This window comes from Companilactobacillus metriopterae (assembly GCF_004117915.1).
GTDB lineage: Bacteria > Bacillota > Bacilli > Lactobacillales > Lactobacillaceae > Companilactobacillus > Companilactobacillus metriopterae.
On record NZ_RSTD01000003.1, the window covers coordinates 199,736 to 219,921 of the forward strand.

Here is a 20,186-nt window from a genome sequence, read left to right on the forward strand (position 1 = left end):
AACTTAAATATGCGATGTGAATGGGCAACAGGCTCACAAGGGATGATTGACTACCATGATAATGAATGGTGCAAACCAAGTCATGATGAAAATTATTTTTTTGAAATGTTAACTTTAGAAGGAGCCCAAGCGGGTCTTTCTTGGTCTACGATAATTAATAAACGCCAAGGATATCAGGAATTGTTTGATAATTTTGATATCGATAAAGTTGCAGAATTGGATGATGATAAAATTGCAGAATTACTAACTAATCCTAGCATTGTTAGAAATAAGTTAAAGGTTAATTCGACAGTAAATAATGCTCAGCAAATCAAAAAAATGCACGCAAATGGTGAAAAATTCTCTGATTATATTTGGAACTTTGTGGACAATAAACCAATAATGAATCATTGGAATAGCATGAATGAACTACCAGCAGAAACTGAATTATCACAAAAGATAAGCAAGGATTTAAAAAAACGTGGCTTCCGATTTGTTGGTCCAACAATTATCTATTCGTTTCTTCAAGCCGTTGGTGTGGTTAATGATCATGTTGAAAACTGTGATTATAAATAAAATTTCTATATTATTATCAAAAAAAAGATGATTTTTAGTAATTGGTTTTAAAAAAATTGTTTTTTTCAGTATAATAGAAACATCTGGAGGAATGACAATGAATTCTGAAGCAATTAGTAAGTTAGCACTTTATATAGATGAAAACTCAAAAGATATTCGAGACAACAAGACTACTTTTGACGCTGAGAAAGTCTATGAAGTCATTGATGGGTTAGAGGTACTTCGTAAACCGGTTCAAGAATATTTCGAAATGACAGAAGATGAATACTATGAAAATGAGTCTGACCATAGATTAACTTTACAAAATTCATCTGAAAAAATAGGAAAGCTTAAAGACCGTGTTCAAGTAAATCACGTTGATGGTTCTCTTGCAGCTCATGAGATTAACTTTACCTATAATCATGAAGATCCCTATACAAGTGGAAACTATAATCCTAAGATCGATCTGGATTTAATTGATTTTTCTTTAACTGTTATAGGTGCTGTATTTGCCAACACGATTATTTCAGATGTTCGTAATTCTATTTCAAATGACGCTCTGTTATCAATTGGCTTAGCTGCCAAAGCAATTAAGGAATGGCAAGATTAATGAGATTATTAACAATAAAAGATTTATCGCTGCAAAACGAAGGTTACTTTGCTTTTAAGCATGTAACCTTTTCTTTGTCTTCCGGAGAAAGCATCTTAATAAATGGTGAGAATGGTAGCGGAAAGACTCAACTGATTGAAGCTATAGCTAAGATGAAAAATACAGACGGTGGACGTGTCCATTATGAACCAGGTATTAACGCTGCTTTGATGCCACAAGATACCAACATGGTAGTGAATAAAAAAGTGGGATCTTACTTATCAGATAGTCGTAAATTGGCAGGTAAAAATGCCATCAATGAAAAACAATTAGAGGATATTGCCGGTTACCTAGGACTAGCTACTTATCTTGATCGAAATGTTTCTAGTCTTTCTGTGGGTATTAGAAGACGTGTGGAATTTTTAAATGCTACTGTTGGTAGACCCAAGATATTATTGTTAGATGAACCATTTGCCTTTCAATCTCCTAAATATGTTGAGCGTATGACCAACTTAATAGATGATTTAAAAAGTAACGGCTCTGCCATTGTGGTTGTAAGTACCAGGCAGAATCAAGCAACATTGAAATTGTTTGAACGTAGATATTTACTGAAAAATAAGAGTTTAGAATCTATTGAAGATCAGATAACTGACTGTATTCTTACATTCAGAACTATGCCAGATTCAATGGCAATAACTCGTGAAATCAACAGTTTGATTATTTCTCAGAACAGCTCATTGATAGAGTTGAAAGTACCACTAAGAATAAAAGATCGTATGATCAAAAACATGATAGATTTGAACTATCAATTTGAAGGTGAGCGCATTGTCGAAGATTAATATTTTATTCAGAAACTTTTTTAGACTAACAACTCGAAATTATATATTTCTAACATCGTTGTTTGTATTTTTTGTTGCTGAGTTTAGTTTGAGCACACTATTTGATTTAGAATCAGAAGTACAATTTGCGTTGATAATTTTGGGGATGTTTATCTTTTCGATAATTAATACAACAACCTTTTTCAAAAATGATCAAATCAAGAATCGCTACATTAAACAAAAGTTTTCTAGTTACTGGCTATATTCTTTTGTTGAATTATTATTTTTGATTGTCTTAAATCTATTTGTGGCTCTTGTGGTTTACTTCCTAAGCTTTATTGTTTCTGCAGATTTTAGCTTTATGTTGATATCAGTATTAGGTTTATTTGCTACCGGATTAGTCGGTTCATCAATTGCTTGGATTTTTAAATTTCAATGGAATGCATCCTTAGTCAGCAAAATATTTGGTCAAATAGGTTTGATTGTTGTGAGTTTCTTAGCATTAGTGAACTTGGATAACTTTTTAAAATATATAATTCCTCCTGTAGGTCAGTTTGTTAATTTATCTCTATCTAAGTCTTCAAATGCCGGTTTCATGGGAATGTTAGCTCATCAAATAATATTTGCTATAGTGCTGTTTTTAGCTGGAATACAACTTAATAAAAATAATTTCACAAAATAATAAAAAATGGTTGAAATTGCTTATATAAATTTGTTTTAATATCCAGATGAACTAATGGAGGTTGTTCTATTATGAGTAATATTTATCTAAGACAAGCGACCATGAATGATTTGCCTAGAGTGTATGAAATTATAGATGGAGCTAAGCAAACACTAAAAAATCGCGGTGTTGACCAATGGCAATCTGGATATCCTGATCATGCAATTTTGAAAAAAGACACAGAAGATGGAATAACATTTGTTTTATTACTAGACGGTGAAATTGTCGGAACAGCAGCTTTACAACAAGGCAGTGACAAAAACTATGAAAAAATAGCAAACGGCAACTGGCAAGACATCTCTAAGTCAGAATATTCAATAATTCATCGTATTGCGGTTGAACCTGGTCATCAAGGAAAGCATTTATCAACAACATTTATACAACAATTATTAACGATGTCTTATCACCTGGGTTATCCAGATGTAAGAATCGATACTCATCCAGAAAATTTAGTTATGCAACATGTCATCACTACTAACGGTTTTGAGGAACGTGGAACTATTACAATGGATGAAGATCACGGAATTAGAAAAGCATATCAACTAGTCATGGGCTAGTTGATATGTTTTTTTGTAGTGAAATAAATTCATGTATTTTTCATGAAAATTTATAGAGTTTGGACTACTATAAATAATAAAATAAGTGTTATATTTAAATGAGTTAGGAGAGTGATTATGAAATTAAACGTGTTTGGTAAAGATATTTTTAGTAAGAATGTTTCCACGCATATAGAAGACATTTTTATGAATATTAAACCAAGATCATTTGCCACTAACTATATTGAAAATTTTTATAATACTAACGTTAAGGAAAAAGTATCTAAAGATAGTTTAAACTTATCGCTTTTAACAGATACTCATGCGAAAGCTCTGGCAAGTACTAGTTATTATGGATATAATGGACTAAGGCATATCTATGAGACCAATGCTGCCGGTGAAAACCTACCGATTGATCTCAATGTTCATCTAGGAGATTTGATAGATGGATCAGATAGACCTGAGATTAGTAAGAGACTTTTGAAAAAAGCTACTGAAAATTATCAGTCTTCTGGTAAACCTTTTTATATTGCAGAAGGAAACCATGATGAAAACGACAAATTTGATGAACATAAGTTTATTAAGTCAGTCTCATTTGATCGTGATGATTATTTTAATTTAGTTACTAAGCAAGTAAATAAACAACCAGAAATCCAAAGACTTAGTCATGTATCAAAGGTTTCTTGGTTTGATAAGGATGATATCCGAGTTATTTTTATAAATACTAGTGATATTCCTTATATTGTCTATGGCAATAATAAAAAATATGATTTTAAAAAAGTTCGTGGAGTTCGCGAACAACAAATTCAAGATTTGATAAAAATATTGGAAAATACCGTGGATAAACGTGTAATCGTTATGGGACACGCAAATATTGTCAGTCCTAGCGGTAAGAATGCTTTGAATTTTAATGGGGATTTGTTACAAAAAATATTCGAAGAATTTAACAATAAGCAACAGGGTCAATTAAAAAATAATTTATTAGGTGATTTTGGAGTAAGCACTGCATACGATTTCTCAAATACAGGTATTTCAACAATTAGTACTTATATTTGCGGACATATGCATTATGAAAAACATTATCAAGTATCAGGAATAAACCATATTATTTTGAATTGTTCTGCCTTGATGGGCAAAAAGCGGGGCTTAACAACAGATTACAATAGAAAATGGGATCGCAAAATTAATGAAATATCTGAATTCTGTGGATATTTCATTAACGTAGATTCTAAAAAAATGATATTACAAATATTCGGATACGGTGCAGCAACGAGATATGTTAACTTTAATCTTTAGGAGAAAAATATGTGTGGTATTGTCGGTTTTGTGGATAAAAAAATTGCGGATAAGAAACCAGTAATTGAAGCAATGATGGAAGCAATCGTTCACCGTGGACCAAATAGTTCAGGTCAATTGGTAGATAACGATGTAGCATTGGGGTTCAGAAGGTTAAGCATTATTGACGTTAAGTCAGGAATGCAACCTATCTATAATGAAGATAAAACAAAAGCTATCATCTTTAATGGAGAAATATATAATTTCCGTCCATTAAGAGAAGATTTGATAAAAAAAGGTCATGAATTCTCCACCGGAGCTGATACTGAGGTATTGCTACATGGGTTTGAAGAATGGGGCATTACTGAATTACTCAAGAAAATCCGTGGGATGTTTGCTTTTGTAATTTATAATTTTGAAACTGGTGATATTACTGGTGCAAGAGACTATTTCGGAATTAAGCCACTATATTATTACAACCGAGAAGGTACTTTTATATTTGGTTCAGAAATTAAGTCGTTCTTAGCACATCCTAATTTCAGAAAAGAGCTTAATAAAGAAGCTCTTAAACCTTATTTAACTTTCCAATATTCTGCACTGCCAGAAACATTCTTTAAAGATGTTTTCCGTATACCAGAAGGACATTACTTTGAGTATAAGAGCGGAAAATTAAGTATCAAAAAATATTGGGACATTGAATTTAAAGAAAATTCTCTTTCCTTTGAAGAAACTGTTCAGGCAATCGACAAATCACTTAGAGAGTCTGTTGAGGCTCACTCAATCAGTGAAGTTCCAGTAGGTTCAATGTTATCTAGTGGGGTTGATTCCAGTTATGTAACAGATATTCTCAGACCAGAGCACACTTATTCAATTGATTTTGATTCTACAACTTATGAAGAAGGATCAGACGCTAAATTACTAGCAGATCAATTAGGTTTAAAGAACACTCGTGGAATCGTTACTAGTGATGAAGCCATCAAAGCTATGCCGCTGATTCAATATCACTTAGATGAACCTGATTCTAATCCTTCATGTGTGCCACTTTATTTCTTAACAAAATTGGCAAGTAAAGATGTTACTGTTATTTTATCTGGTGAAGGTGCTGATGAATTATTTGCTGGTTATGCAAACTATGGTGACCACTCACATTCACATACTATTAGAGTAATCTCGGATCAACTAAAGAAGTTACCAAAGGGTATAAAATACAAGTTGGCACGCAAACTACGTAAGATGCACAACTTCCCAGGACGTCTTCACATGTACGAATCTACTGCTAAAGCAGAAGAATTCTTCATTGGACAAGCTAAGGTTTTTGATGAAAAAGAGGCTGCAGAAATTGTAACATCTGATTATCGATCATCTAAATCAGTTAAAGATATTGTCAAAAGAAGTTATAGCAAAGTAGCTGACTATGATGATGAAGTTAAAAAAATGCAGTATCTAGATATGCATCAATTCATGGCAAATGATATCTTGTTAAAAGCCGACCGTTTAAGTATGGCTAATTCAATGGAATTGCGTGTTCCATTCCTTGATAAAGAGGTTGCTAAGGTTGCAGAAGGAATTCCAACTAAATATCTACTAAATGCACGTGGTAGCAAGTATGCTTTGCGTGTGGCTGCTGAAAGAACTCTTCCAGAAGCATGGGCAAAACGTGAAAAATTAGGTTTCCCAGTTCCAATTCGTGATTGGATAAGAACTGAAGCAATCTATAAAGATATTCGTGATTTGTTCTCAGAAGATTATGTAAAAGAATTCTTCAATCAAGAATCAATTTTGGAGATGTTAGATGGTTTTTATAACCATAAGAATGATGATCGTCGTAAAATTTGGACTATTTACACATTCCTAGTGTGGTACAAAGTTTACTTCATCGAAGATGGAAAGAAACCAGAAGTTGATCCACAAGTAAAAATTGCTGAATAAAAAGACGCGAGAAGCGTCTTTTTTTATGCACAAATTTATTCAATAAAAATGTGAAGTTTGAAATATGGTATAATCAAAAAAATAAATAAGATAATTCAAAAGTGAATTAATTGAGAGGTTGATAAAAATCGAAACTGCTACAAATAAGAAATTTACGCCGATATTATTAGGAAGTGACATGAACGTTTATGGGATGGCAAGAGCATTCCATGAAGAATATGGTGGATCTGTCAGAGCTTTTGCAGGTGCTCAACTAGCCCCAACTAGATTTACAAAAATTGTTAATTTGACAGTATTTCCAGGATTCGCTGAAGATCCTGTGTTTATTGAAAAAATGCGAGAAATTGCTAAAGAATATCAGGATCATGATGAACCAGTTATTCTTATCGCCTGTGGTGATGGTTATGCTGAGTTAATCAGTCAACACAAAGAAGAACTATCAAAAACTTTTGTGTGTCCTTATGTAGATTTCGATTTGTTGAAGTCACTAAATAATAAGGAAAGTTTCTACAAAATTGCTGAAGAACATGGTTTACCACATCCAGAAACAACAATTGTTACTAAAGAAATGTATACAAGTAATGAAGATATAAATGTCCCTTATGACTATCCAGTAGCTTTAAAACCAGCTAACAGTGTTGAATGGTTAGATATTCACTTTGAAGGACGTAAGAAGGCTTTTACGATCCATTCTAAGGAAGAATTCATGGATATTGTTAGCAAGATTTATGACAATGGTTATACTTCTGATTTAATTCTTCAAGACTTTATTCCTGGTGATGATTCAAATATGCGTGTGTTAAATGCCTATGTAGATAAAAATCATCATGTAAAAATGATGTGCTTAGGACACCCAATATTGGAAGATCCAACGCCACAAGCTATTGGAAATTATGTGGCAATTCTTCCAGAATTCAACCAAGATGTCTATGATCAAGTGCAAAAATTCTTGGAAGATATCAAATTTGTCGGATACGCTAATTTTGATATGAAGTATGATTCTCGTGATGATACTTTCAAATTTTTTGAAATCAATTTGCGTCAAGGAAGAAGTAGTTTCTTTGTAACTTTAAATGGATATAATCTTGCAAAATATGCAGTAATGGATTATGTTGAAGATACATTAGCAGAGGAACCAACAGTCTATGCTAATAAGAATAAATCACAGGCTAAGTTATGGTTAGGTATACCTACCAAGGTTTTCAAAAAGTATGCTGCCAACAATGAGACCACTGATTTTGCTAAGGAACTCATCTCACAAAATCGTACAGGTACTACAGTATTTTACGATAAAGACATGTCTATTAAACGATGGGTACTTCTAAATTACATGTTCCACAATTATGTTAAGCGATTCAATCAATACTTCCAAGAGAACAAAGGAAGAGATATTGAATAAAAATAAAAAATGAGGTATTTGGATATGGATGAACTACAAAACTATAAAGTAAAAAAAATCGATTACGCTAAGATTTTAATTTGTGTTGATTCAGATGATTTTGGATCATCAAAAAATGCCTTCAATTACGCTTGTTCACTTGCAAAACACTATGGAGCTGAGCTTGGTATTGTTTCTGTTCTTGAAACAGGTGATTTGAATGTATTTCAATCACTAGATCCTTCAATCTTGAAAGAACGTCGTGAGGAAATTAAACGACTTCTTGAAACATATGGTCAAAAAGCTAAGGAATACGGAATGTCAGATGATGATATTCACTTGATGGTTACAGAAGGTAACCCAGGTCATGTTATTACTGAAAATGTTATTCCTCAGTATGGTCCAGATCTTGTAGTCATTGGTGTAGATAAAAATCGCCGTGATCATGATAATATCGGATCTCAAGGATCAAGAATTGTTAACTTATCACCAGTTTCAGTCAGTGTAATAAGATAAAAAAGACCAGTTTAACTGGTCTTTTTTTATAGTAAATTTTTTATTTAATAATTAAAGAGTGATATATTATATATCAAAATTAGTAACTAAGAGGAATTTTATGAAAATTAATAAAGTTATTGGTGGAGCTGGAGATATGTTCGATGCTAAGCCAACAAGTGCTCAAGAAAATCTATATTTATCAGTCAATGGAGAGTGGCAAGAAACAGCAAAAATTCCTGCAGATAAACCTAGAACAGGTGGATTCATGGACTTAGATGAAGCTGTAGAAAAATCATTGATGAAAGAATTTGAAGATTTTTCTACTGGAAAAGTTGCTTATCCAAATGAATTAGTTGAGGAAGCAATCAAACTATACCGAGTAGCTAATGATGCTGAGAAACAAAGTAAGTTTCATCAACAACCAATTTTAAAAGATCTTCAAACAATTATCGATATTAAAGATATCGAAGATTTCAGTAATAAGATTGTTGAATTATCTAAAAGTGGCTACGCACTACCTATTGATATCGATATTGATGCTGATATGAAAGACACTACTAAGAATGTAGTTTATATCGATGTTCCTGGATTAATATTGCCTGATAAAACTTACTATGATGAAGATAATGATTCCAAAGAAAAATTACTATCTAAATATACCGAAGTAGTAATTAAATTACTTTCCATGGTTGGATATGATTTAGAAAAAGCCAAGTCTATAGTAGAGCAAGCTAAGAAATTTGATTCTATCCTAGTTCCTATTGTCAAAAGCTCAGAAGAAAAAGCTGATTATACAAAAATGTATAATCCTATGGACTTCGATGAATATACAACAAAGTCTAAATATCTTGATTTGAAGAGCCAAGTTGTAGGGCAAATTAACGATACACCTGAAAAAGTTATCATTATCGAACCTAGGTATGTAGATAGCTTGAATGACATCATCAATGCTGATAATTTTGAACTAATGAAATCATGGATGATTGTAAAATTATTGATGAGCAATGCTGGTAATCTAGATGAAGAATTCCGTCAAACAGTTGGAGAATACAGCTTAGCTCTTAATGGAGCAAAAGAATTACAAAATCGTACTAAATTTGCTTTCCATAAGGCAACAGGTTATTTTTCACAAGTAATTGGTCTTTACTACGGTGAAAAATATTTTGGTGCTTCAGCAAAAGCTGACGTCAAAAAAATGATTGAAAAAATGACAGCAATTTATAAAGATCGCTTGTCCAATAATTCTTGGCTGGGTGAAGAGACTAAGAAAAAAGCAATTCGCAAGCTAGACATGATCGAAGTGAAAGTCGGTTATCCAGATAAAATTGACGAAATTTATAAAAAATATAAAATCGATGAAAATATTTCACTATATGAAAATATATCCAATCTTCGTCGAATAATTATTCAAGATCATTTGGATCAATATAGTAAGCCGGTGGACCGCAGTAAGTGGCTAATGCCAGGACATATGGTTAATGCCTGCTATGATCCCTCAAGAAATGATATAACATTCCCAGCTGCAATTTTACAGGCACCATTTTATAGCTTAGATCAAACAAGCAGTCAAAATTATGGTGGAATTGGTGCAGTTATTGCACATGAAATTTCACATGCATTTGATAATAATGGTTCCCAGTTTGACGAATATGGAAATATGAATAACTGGTGGACAGATGAAGATTATGCGAAGTTTAAAGAACTTACTCAAAAAATGATAGATGAATTCGATGGTATTCCTTATGCTGGTTCAACTGTGAATGGTAAACTGGTCGTTTCTGAAAATGTCGCTGATGTTGGTGGCTTGAGATGTGCCTTAGAAGCTGCTAAAACTGAATCAGAGGTTGATTTGAAATTATTCTTTAACAATTGGGCAAGGGTATGGAGATTGAAATCAACACAAGAATTCACAGATTTACTATTGTCTACAGATGTTCACTCACCAGGACCTTTGCGTGCCAACGTTCATGCACAAAACATGGATGAGTTCTATCCAACTTTTGGAGTAGAAGAAGGTATGGGCATGTGGCTTGAACCTGAAAAAAGAGTAAATATCTGGTAGTAAATGTCAATTTTTAAGTTTTTCAAAAATAAAAGAAATCTTTTAATAAAAGTGAAATAAGAATTATATAATAGATGTTATTATCTAAATACAGAAGTTTATTGGAATGAACTTTTGTAAGAAAGTATGCGGGGGTAACATTATGTCAATGTTCAGTTTTGAAGATAAAGTTAACTCTCTGGTTGAATCTATTTTTTCATTTGATATAAAATCAGATGAAGACTTGATAGATATGGTCATGGGGCACGTTAACGAAATGGATGAAGAAGATGTAGATCAACATATGAATCAATTGGATGTTGAACTAACTGAATTCGATTCTAAAACAGATCGCCAACACGCGCGTAGTGTTGATGAACTTAAATTTAAGCTTAATATGTTGAGTGAAGATTAATTTATTAATGAGGTGATGTCTTATGACGTTGCCTCTTTTGTTTTTAAAAAGTGGGGTAGTGAAATGGTTTCAATAAGACATCGTATGATAAAAGGAATACCTACTTTAGAATTAACTGAAGAAGGTCAAGAAAATGCAGTTTTACCAATTATATTTTTCTATCATGGTTGGCAATCGGAGAAAGAACTTGTTTTGACTCAAGGTCGTAAACTTGTCAAAAAAGGATTCAGAGTTATCTTACCTGATTCCAAAAATCATGGAGAAAGAAAATATCAAGTGAACGCCATCCCTTCATTGACATTTTGGGACACGATTCAGGCCAATATTGCAGAATTTGGAATGTTAGAACAATTTTATCAAGATCGTGATCTGATAAAAGAAGGTCAAATAGGCGTTGGTGGCTATTCTATGGGAGCGATGACTACTGGAGCATTATTGACTCATCATCCAGAAATTAAAGCTGCAACAATTATCATGGGAACTCCAAGTCTTATTTCATATGCAAAATTAGTTCGAGATCATGCTAAGAGAAATAATATTTATGTTCCCAATGATTTAGAAGATTTAACTAGTTGGATAAAACATTATGATTTGGATACCAACATAGAAACATTAAAAAATCGACCACTGCTATTCTGGCACGGAACTGAAGACGAAAGAATTCCATATAGTCAGTCGTGGGATTTTTATCAGAAGTATAAAGATAATCCAAATGCATCTCAAACAGCTTTTATAACAGGTTATAAAGCTGGACACTTGGTGGAAACTAGGTTAATGGACAAGATAGCTAATTTTTTTGAATATTATGTCCAATAAAAAAGGTCAGTCGTAATCGACTGACCTTTTTATATTGATTGATAATCTAATTTTTTAAGTGCAAACTTCTGAATCTTTCCACTAGCAGTTTTTGGCATCTGACGAATCACTCTAAATTCTACTGGAACTTTATAGTGAGCAAGGTGTTTTTTGCCAAATTCAATTAGATCTTCTCGATTGAGATCAGCACCTAATTTTACTACCATATAAGCAACAGGTACTTCACCCCAATTGCTATTGGGTATCGAAGTTATAGCAATTTCTTTAATATAATCTAAACCTTGATAGACATCTTCTATTTCGTTAGGGTAGATGTTTTCTCCACCGGAAACGAACATATCATCTAAACGACCCTTTATGTATAGGAAGTTTTCTCTATCAATGTAGCCTAGGTCACCGGTTTTAAAATATCCATCAGAAGTTATTTTTGATTTGTATTTCTCTTCGTTATTAAGATAACCTGGGCTTACATTTTTGGCTTTGACCAGAATTTCTCCAACATCTTCATTATTAGGGTTTTCAATTTTTAATTGAACTGGAAATAGTGGTTTACCAGAAGATCCAATTTTTCTTCTGGCATCTTCGTTGTTTAAAGCCACAATGTTTGAAGAGGTCTCGGTCATTCCAAATGATTGTAAGACATGGATCTTCAAGGATTCACATCTTAAAAGTGTAAGTTCATCGATAGGACCTCCGCCTAGAAAGACAAATCGGAAGTTATCGTTGAATGATTGCTGGGGTTCAAGATTATTTAATAATCTTTTTAACATGGTGGGAACTAGCGAGACAATCGTAATAGGTGTTTCAATTAATATTCTATTTACTTTATCTTCACGGAATTTATCAACAAGATAAACGGAAAATCCAAGAATTAGAGATCTCATAATGATAGAAAAACCTGAAATATGAAAAATAGGAACTGTTAGAAGCCATAAATCATCGCTGTTGATATCCATATTTATATCAGTACCAATGGTAGAATAAAAATGATTTTGATATGTTTGTAAAACACCCTTAGGTTTACCCGTTGTACCGGAAGTATACATAATAGATGTTACTTCATCATCTTCGAATTCTTCTACCGGACTGTAATCTGGAGAAATATCTGAGAACAAAATATCTGATAACGGGATAGCAGGGCAGCTTTTGATTTTGTCAGTATCCTCTACGCGCAAAAAATTATCGATTAGGCAAAATTTGATCTTAGAATCTTCAATTTGATAATTCAACTCAGGTTCTGATAATCTGGTGTTTAGAAAAACAATCTTTGCTCCAACTTGTTGAAGTGCTAAGATCGCAATATACCCATTGAATGAGTTTGCAATAAAGACACCGATGTAATCACCCTTACGAACGCCTTTGTAATATAGTTTGCTCGCAAACTTTTGAACAGTGCGATTTAGTTCGTTGAACGTGAAATCTACATTATCAGATATTAATGCTCGTTTATTGGGGGATGTTTTAACTCTCTTTAACAACCAGTTTTCCAATTTTACCACCTCGATATTTTAAGGAAACTTAGGGAATTGATCGAAATCAGGATCACGCTTTTCTAAAAATGCATCTCGTCCTTCTTTTCCTTCGTCACTTGTGTAGAATAACATTGTAGAGTCACCGGCAAGTTGTTGTAAACCTGCAATACCATCAGTATCGGCATTCATGGCGGCTTTTATGAATCGAATTGCAGTTGGTGATTTCTTGAGTATCTTTTCACACCATGCAATTGTTTCTTTTTCGACATCTTCCAAAGGAACTACTTTGTTGATCCAACCCATTTGCAGAGCTTCTTCTGCAGAGTAAGGATCGCACAAGAACCAGACTTCTTTGGCACGCTTATGCCCAATAACTCTGGCTAGATAAGCAGAACCATATCCAGCGTCAAAACTTCCTACTTTGGGACCAGTTTGCATAAATTTGGCATTATCTGCAGCAATTGTTAGGTCACAGACTAGTTGTAAGATGTTCCCACCACCAACTGACCAACCTTTGACCATGGCAATAACTGGCTTAGGTATTACTCTAATAAGTCTTTGCAAGTCTAGTACATTCAGTCGAGCAATATGATCCGGTCCTACGTAACCACCGTTACCACGGATACTCTGATCACCACCTGAAGAAAATGCAAGATCTCCTTGGCCTGTTAAAATAATAACACCAATAGACGCATCATCACGACAGTAAGAAAATGCTTCAATCATTTCTTGAATTGTTACTGGTGTAAAGGCATTTCTTTTCTCGGGTCTATTAATAGTAATTTTTGCAATTTTATTGTTTCTTTCAAAAAGAATCTCACTGTATTCTTTTATTGTTTTCCATTCAGTCATAAAAAATCCTCCGAGGTATATTATATGAACATTTTACAAAATTTAGGCATAGAAGTAATTAGTCAATCTAAAAAAGAAGTAATATTAGAGATTAAAATTTCTGATAAACATTTGCAACCATATGGAATAATGCACGGTGGTATGAATACTATTTTAGCTGAAACAGCTGCTAGTATTGGTGCAAATTTGAATATGGAAGATGGATTTGTCGGTGTTGGAGTAGACGTAAATACTCATCACTTGCAACCTGTTAAGTCAGGTATTTTACAAACTGTTGCTTCACCTATAAGGATAGGTAATAATACACAGGTTTGGCAAGTAATAACTCATAAAAAAAATAGCACTGAAAATACAAGCTTCAGCACTATTACTATACAAAAAATTAAACGTTAGTTTCTATATAATCTTGAATTTATAAATTCAAAAACAGCTAGAACAATCAAGATTACACCAACTAGTTGATAAATTAGAACTAAAGTTCTAGATGGTTCTAGTATGAAGACGACACCTGCAACAACCATCAATGCTGAGTAAAAGTAATCAAGCCAAGGAGTTACATTCACGTATTTACGTGTATCATGGGAGTCTCTGAATTGATTGATTCCATTTATTATTAGGATAATACCCAGTAGAGGTGGAACAAGCTTTATTAAAATTTTTGCAACTGCAAGAATTACAAGTGCAATAATAATAGCTCCAATACCTAAGCCGATGGAGAGGTTGTTTTCTCCAGTGGCTTTTTTTATTGTCAAACCATCTATGATAGAAAGAATACCGTAGATAGCAATATAACTAGAAACAAGGTAAATTATTACATTTACACTTGCGGTTGGTTTTATAACTATAATTATTCCTGATATCAATAGGAACAAAAAGCGTAACCAACGATAAAGTTGAAACTGTTTGACCATTTTTTCACACCCTATATTAGTTTGTATATCTATCATATCAGAATTTTGATTGAAAAATATAGTTTATTTATTATTTTTTTCACATTCACAATCTAACTCAAAAAGTTTTTACTGTAATTGTTTTACAAATTAAATTTTTGAGATTGTGAAAACGTTGTGATATCATTAATACTGATTTGAAAGTATTTTTAGGAGGAATAATTATGAAAGTTCGTGCATCTGACAAAATGGTAGATGTTATGTCAAAATGGGGAATCGATAATGTTTTCGGTATCCCTGGAGATTCTGTTGATACTACTATTGATGCCTTATATAGAGCAAAAGATAAGATTAAATTTACACATGTTTTACATGAAGAGGTAGCTGCTTTAGCTGCATCATCTCATGGAAAACTAACAGGGGAAATCGGTGTTTGTTTGTCAATTGGTGGTCCAGGTGCTATCCATTTGCTAAACGGATTGTATGATGCCAAGATGGATCATGCACCAGTTTTGGCAATTTTGGGACAAGTTCCATCTCCAACAATGAATACAGACTACTTCCAAGAAGTAGATACACATGTATTGTTTGAAGATGTTGCAGTATACAACAAGCAAGTTATGAATCCTCAAACATTACCACAAGTAGTAGATGAAGCTATTCGCACAGCTATCTCTAAGAAGGGTGTAGCTGTTCTTACTATTCCTGATGATGTTCCAGATCATATGATTACTGATGGTTTCCAACCTAACGTTGATAATTTCAAAGAAGAAGAATATGTAGTTAGTGACAATGATATCGCTGCTGCACTTAAGTTAATGGAAAACCATTCTAATCCGCTAGTTCTTTCTGGACGTGGTGTCGAAGATGCCAAACCTGAACTACTAGAATTTATCGAAAAATACAAATTACCTATCATTCAAACAATGCCTGCCAAAGGTACTGTTGATGATTCTCATCCATACAACTTGGGTCAAGTTGGTAAATTAGGTACAAAACCAGCATATGAAATGATGCAAAAAGCTGACTTACTAATTATGCTAGGTACAAACTACCCATTTAGTGCATACCTAAACCACAAGATAGACGCTATTCAAGTTGACACAGATGCTGACAAACTAGGAAAACGTCACAAGGTTAATGTTGCCATTCAAGGTGATATTAAGACTGTTCTTTCACGTATGAATGAGATGGGAAATCCTGTTTCAGAACGTCCATACTTAGATACAGCTGTTAAGCGTATGGCTACATGGCGTGGATGGATGAACGATGTATACTCAAAAGATCATAAAGCAGGAGTTCTTCCTTCAAAAATGTTCCATACTGTGAGTGAGCAAGCTGAAGATAATGCAGTTTGGTCAATTGATGTTGGTACATCTACTTCATTTGGAGCAAGATTTATTGATGTAAAACCAACTCAAAAATATACAATTTCTTCATGGTTGGGAACAATGGGATGTTCACTTCCAGGAGCTATCGCATCTAAGATGGCTATGCCAGAACGTCCAGTATATGGATTCATGGGTGACGGTGCGTTCTCTATGGTAATGCAAGATTTTGCTACTGCTGTAAGATACGATTTGCCAATGGTATTGATAGTTCTAAACAACAAACTACTAGCATTTATTCAATACGAACAACAATCAGCAGGTCAACAAAACTATGCAGTTTCACTACCAGATATTGATTTTGCTAAGTTTGCAGAAGCATGTGGTGGTATCGGTGAAAGAATTACTACTGATGAAGAATTTGAAGCTGCAATAAAGAAATACAGAAATCCTAAGAAACCAGTTCTACTAGACGTAGCTACTGTTGATGAAGCTCCACTTCCAGGACAAATTGTTATGGAAGAAGCTCTAGGATATACAAAATTCGGTCTAGGATACGTAGCAGATAAAAAGAAATTGCCACAACTTCCTCCAGTAAAAGAAATGATGAGATCTTTCTTGAAGATATAAAAAAAGAGACTACTTGGTAGTCTTTTTTTTATATCTTCAAATGATTTATTAAGTAAATTCTGTTATTATTAGAAGTAATTTAATAAAAGAGGAGATACATTAACTATGGGGGATTTTTTTAAACGTATTTTTAGAAAAGAAGATCCTACTAGATATGAAGATAAAGATTCAAATCTAGAGAGGGTACTTACCGTTAAAGATTTCTTATCACTTGGGGTTGGTACAATTGTTTCAACATCTATCTTTACATTACCAGGAGTAGTGGCTGCAAAACACGCAGGACCTGCAGTTATTTTTTCATTTTTGATTGCCGCAGTTGTTGCTGGGTTAGTAGCCTTTGCCTATGCTGAAATGGCTTCATCTATGCCATTTGCAGGATCTGCTTATTCTTGGATTAACGTAATATTTGGGGAAGTATTCGGTTGGATAGCTGGATGGGCTCTACTGGCGGAATACTTTATTGCGTTAGCCTTTGTTGCATCTGGACTCTCGGCTAATTTACGAGGATTATTAGCTCCAATGGGTATAGGACTACCTAATTATTTGTCCAATGCTATTGGTGTTAATGGTGGTTTCGTTGATATTGTGGCAATTTTGGTTATAGCCTTAGTTGCTTTTCTACTATCATATGGAGTTAGTGAGGCTGCTCGAGTTGAAAATATTTTGGTAGTTATGAAAGTTGTAGCAATTTTAGTATTTATCGTTGTTGGTGCAACAGCTATCAAAGTTAAAAACTATATTCCTTTGGTTCCTGCTTATCACGTAAATAGTGATGGTACAACATTTGGTGGCTGGCAAGGAATATACGCTGGTGTTTCAATGATATTCTTGTCATATATTGGATTTGATTCAATTGCTGCTAACTCTGCAGAAGCAAAGAATCCTGAAAAAACTATGCCTCGTGGAATTCTTGGATCACTAGTTATTGCTGCAACATTGTTTGTCGCAGTGGCGTTAGTACTTGTAGGAATGTTCCACTATACTTCATATGCCAATAATGCTGAACCAGTAGGTTGGGCATTGCGTCATGCAGGACACCCAATTGTAGCTAGTGTTGTTCAAGCGGTAGCGGTATTAGGGATGTTCACAGCTTTGATTGGTATGATGATGGCAGGATCAAGATTACTTTATTCATTTGGTCGTGATGGAATGTTACCTAAGTCTCTAGGTAAGTTAAATAGACGTAATCTACCTAATAATGCTCTTTGGACTATTGCCATAGTTGCTATTGTAATAGGAGCTTTTTGTCCATTTGCATTCTTAGCACAGCTAATATCAGCTGGAACGCTTATTGCATTTATGTTTGTTTCATTGGGTATCTACCCATTGCGTAGACGTGAAGGGGTAGACTTGGCAGAACCTGGATTTAAAATGCCATTTTACCCAGTTATGCCATTCCTAGCATTTTTAGGATCATTGTTGGTATTCTGGGGATTAGATAATGAAGCAAAATTATATGCTTTATGCTGGTTTATAATAGGGCTTGTGGTTTATTTCTCATTTGGAATAAAGCATAAAGATGCTGAAAAGCAATGACATTAATCAATTAATATAAAAAACATTTTAAATATGTAACAATTAAGTTACATGTTGGTGAAATTAGAAAAAAATGTTACCATTTGTGATAATCTTAAGTTACGTTAGGGAAACATCTTAACGAATAAATTTTAGAGGAGTTTATACTATGTTTTCATTTCTTTTAGGTACACTATCAAACACATTAAGCTACGGAGTAGATTTCGTTAAAGGAATCTTTGGTGGTTTGTTCTAATTAATAGTTATAAAAAAAGAGGTACTATCTAACCAGTAGATAGTACCTCTTTTTTATATTTAAGTTTGTAAAAAGATATGATAAAATGTGTAAATGCAATATATTTTTGCAAATATATAAATTGGAGGATATATAAATATGTTTACAATTTTTAACCTAAACCCATTTATCGGTGGTACTGTTAGCAATGTTCTAAGTTATGGTGTAGATTTCGTAACTGGAATTTTTGGTAAATAATTTTAATTGATTAATTAAAATTTTGAGAGGTGCAGCTTATGCTGTACCTCTTTTTTTGTTGATTCACTTAATAGTAAACTGAAATTTGTCAATCAAAATGCCTATATTACGGCCTTGTAACAGAAAGTTACAGGTTAATTAAGATATATTTCAATATAACGACATCTATATATTTTTTATTCTCACCATTGTATTCTAAGAGTATATTAATTAATCACTTAACTTTGATTAAATTAATAACTAAATAAAAATCTCTGGGGGATTTTCACATGAAAAAATCTATTACTTATGCAGGTGTTGCTACAGCTGCACTTATCGCAATCGCACCATCTGTACAACCTGTAATGAATGCATTACCATCACAAGTACAAACAGCCAAAGCTACATTTGATCCTGCTACACAGGAAGATGCTTACAATGCTTTTGATGCAACATGGAAAAATTATAACAATGCTACACAAGCAGACTTTGCTTACGGTGCAACATTTGCACTATTAGAAACAAACAACCGTTTGACATACTCAGGTGACTGGGCAGCTAACGGAATTGTTAAACCATTGCATCCACAATATCAATCAGTTACAAATGACGTTGATGTTGTTGCACAATTGAACGAAATCGTATTCCTAGTTGTTCCTCCTGTTGGAATGACATCATCAGAATGGCAAAATGAAATGTTTGCTGCTGCTGAACATGGTGGACAAGTAGAATACCGTATCGTTGGTTACGCAATGCAAACAATTAAAGACCACGCTCTATGGTCAAACCAACAAATCGTAAATACATTCCCAGCTTACAAGCTAAATGGTCACTCATTAGACAAAACTGTTTATGCTAAGACTGCATCTACACAACAAGTATCACACGCACTAAACATTAACTACGCTACACCAGTTGATGGTTATGTGGGTCAATCAAAGAGTGACTTCTACATGAATGGTCTTTACCCACTAACAATCAAGAATAACTTGGGTGAAACAGTTACACCTCAAGATGTTACTTCAACATTCTACAAAGGTACTGATATCTTAGGTACAACTCTAGACGCATCAACATTACCAACTGCTGGAGTAGTTACACAAAAGATGACAATCAAGTTCAACCGTAACGAGTACTCAGCACTATTGAATGATATGGATCAAATCACAATCAATGGTCAAGAATATTCAGGTGGACTACTATCAAAAGTTTGGGATAAGATTAATAATACAGTTACAGTAACTCGTCAAATTAATGTTACTTTAGATAACTTTACAGATACTAAGATTGATGACATCGTTGATACACCAATCGTTAACCTATCAAATAACACAATCGTTACTCACGTATACGATGCAAATGGTAAGCTAGTTGCTAACCGTGCATTGGCACAAGGTACTGGTTGGAAGACAGATACAAAACGCGTAAACAACGCAACTGGTCAAGTATATTATCGTGTTGCTACAGGTGAATATGT

General features: G+C 33.6%; 19 protein-coding genes. 16 read left to right on the plus strand and 3 right to left on the minus strand.

Annotation, left to right across the window (positions count from 1 at the left end):
* The first annotated feature begins 9 nt into the window (after window positions 1-9).
* The 12 genes from EKN01_RS07375 (at window position 10) to EKN01_RS07430 (ending at window position 11,550) form a co-directional block, all read left to right on the plus strand.
* Window positions 10-555 carry a DNA-3-methyladenine glycosylase I gene (locus EKN01_RS07375; RefSeq protein WP_129045638.1) on the plus strand — a complete coding sequence of 182 codons (546 nt, stop codon included), beginning with the start codon at window positions 10-12 and terminating at the stop codon, window positions 553-555.
* Window positions 556-652: 97 nt separating this feature from the next.
* Window positions 653-1,144: a hypothetical protein gene (locus tag EKN01_RS07380; RefSeq protein ID WP_129045639.1), complete on the plus strand. Its 492-nt coding sequence runs from the start codon at window positions 653-655 to the stop codon at window positions 1,142-1,144.
* A complete protein-coding gene (locus EKN01_RS07385) occupies window positions 1,144-1,962 on the plus strand; it encodes an ATP-binding cassette domain-containing protein (protein ID WP_164966392.1) in 819 nt (272 codons plus the stop codon). Before EKN01_RS07380 ends, EKN01_RS07385 begins: the two co-directional genes overlap by 1 nt.
* Window positions 1,949-2,623: a hypothetical protein gene (locus tag EKN01_RS07390; RefSeq protein WP_129045641.1), complete on the plus strand. Its 675-nt coding sequence runs from the start codon at window positions 1,949-1,951 to the stop codon at window positions 2,621-2,623. Before EKN01_RS07385 ends, EKN01_RS07390 begins: the two co-directional genes overlap by 14 nt.
* Window positions 2,624-2,694: 71 nt before the next feature.
* Entirely contained in the window at window positions 2,695-3,219 is a 525-nt protein-coding gene (locus tag EKN01_RS07395) for a GNAT family N-acetyltransferase (RefSeq protein ID WP_129045642.1), read from the plus strand.
* 117 nt (window positions 3,220-3,336) lie between these two features.
* A complete protein-coding gene (locus EKN01_RS07400; protein ID WP_129045643.1) occupies window positions 3,337-4,494 on the plus strand; it encodes a metallophosphoesterase family protein in 1,158 nt (385 codons plus the stop codon).
* A gap of 9 nt (window positions 4,495-4,503) precedes the next feature.
* Window positions 4,504-6,402 carry an asparagine synthase (glutamine-hydrolyzing) gene (gene asnB / locus EKN01_RS07405; RefSeq protein WP_129045644.1) on the plus strand — a complete coding sequence of 633 codons (1,899 nt, stop codon included), beginning with the start codon at window positions 4,504-4,506 and terminating at the stop codon, window positions 6,400-6,402.
* A 178-nt stretch (window positions 6,403-6,580) separates the two neighbouring features.
* Complete coding sequence (locus EKN01_RS07410; RefSeq protein ID WP_129045658.1) at window positions 6,581-7,801, plus strand: carboxylate--amine ligase; 1,221 nt, start codon at window positions 6,581-6,583, stop codon at window positions 7,799-7,801.
* Between the two features lie 24 nt (window positions 7,802-7,825).
* Entirely contained in the window at window positions 7,826-8,296 is a 471-nt protein-coding gene (locus EKN01_RS07415; RefSeq protein ID WP_099973956.1) for a universal stress protein, read from the plus strand.
* A gap of 100 nt (window positions 8,297-8,396) precedes the next feature.
* A complete protein-coding gene (locus tag EKN01_RS07420) occupies window positions 8,397-10,340 on the plus strand; it encodes a M13 family metallopeptidase (protein ID WP_129045645.1) in 1,944 nt (647 codons plus the stop codon).
* 142 nt (window positions 10,341-10,482) lie between these two features.
* Window positions 10,483-10,734 carry a hypothetical protein gene (locus EKN01_RS07425; RefSeq protein ID WP_099973954.1) on the plus strand — a complete coding sequence of 84 codons (252 nt, stop codon included), beginning with the start codon at window positions 10,483-10,485 and terminating at the stop codon, window positions 10,732-10,734.
* Between the two features lie 63 nt (window positions 10,735-10,797).
* Window positions 10,798-11,550 (plus strand): alpha/beta fold hydrolase, encoded by a 753-nt coding sequence (locus EKN01_RS07430; RefSeq protein ID WP_129045646.1) that lies wholly within the window; start codon window positions 10,798-10,800, stop codon window positions 11,548-11,550.
* A 29-nt stretch (window positions 11,551-11,579) separates the two neighbouring features.
* Here EKN01_RS07430 and EKN01_RS07435 read toward each other — a convergent pair whose 3' ends face one another.
* Both EKN01_RS07435 and menB read right to left on the minus strand, forming a co-directional pair.
* The gene (locus EKN01_RS07435) at window positions 11,580-13,040 is read right to left on the minus strand and encodes an o-succinylbenzoate--CoA ligase (RefSeq protein ID WP_129045647.1); all 1,461 of its coding nucleotides are present in this window, start codon (window positions 13,038-13,040) and stop codon (window positions 11,580-11,582) included.
* 18 nt (window positions 13,041-13,058) lie between these two features.
* Window positions 13,059-13,874 (minus strand): 1,4-dihydroxy-2-naphthoyl-CoA synthase, encoded by an 816-nt coding sequence (gene menB / locus EKN01_RS07440; RefSeq protein ID WP_129045648.1) that lies wholly within the window; start codon window positions 13,872-13,874, stop codon window positions 13,059-13,061.
* A 24-nt stretch (window positions 13,875-13,898) separates the two neighbouring features.
* Here menB and EKN01_RS07445 point away from each other — a divergent pair, with 24 nt between their 5' ends.
* The gene (locus tag EKN01_RS07445) at window positions 13,899-14,267 is read left to right on the plus strand and encodes a PaaI family thioesterase (RefSeq protein ID WP_099973951.1); all 369 of its coding nucleotides are present in this window, start codon (window positions 13,899-13,901) and stop codon (window positions 14,265-14,267) included.
* Here the strand turns inward: EKN01_RS07445 and EKN01_RS07450 are convergent.
* Window positions 14,264-14,785, minus strand: a complete 522-nt coding sequence (locus tag EKN01_RS07450) for a DUF308 domain-containing protein (protein ID WP_129045649.1) — start codon at window positions 14,783-14,785, stop codon at window positions 14,264-14,266. The genes EKN01_RS07445 and EKN01_RS07450 overlap by 4 nt on opposite strands.
* Window positions 14,786-14,988: 203 nt before the next feature.
* On the opposite strand from EKN01_RS07450, the gene EKN01_RS07455 reads away from it, so the two are divergent.
* From EKN01_RS07455 to EKN01_RS07465, 3 genes are all read left to right on the plus strand, one after another.
* Window positions 14,989-16,722 (plus strand): pyruvate oxidase, encoded by a 1,734-nt coding sequence (locus tag EKN01_RS07455; protein ID WP_129045650.1) that lies wholly within the window; start codon window positions 14,989-14,991, stop codon window positions 16,720-16,722.
* 105 nt (window positions 16,723-16,827) lie between these two features.
* Window positions 16,828-18,258 carry an APC family permease gene (locus tag EKN01_RS07460; RefSeq protein ID WP_129045651.1) on the plus strand — a complete coding sequence of 477 codons (1,431 nt, stop codon included), beginning with the start codon at window positions 16,828-16,830 and terminating at the stop codon, window positions 18,256-18,258.
* A 741-nt stretch (window positions 18,259-18,999) separates the two neighbouring features.
* Window positions 19,000-20,186: SLAP domain-containing protein (locus EKN01_RS07465; protein ID WP_432264338.1), on the plus strand; the 1,187-nt coding region annotated here is incomplete at its 3' end.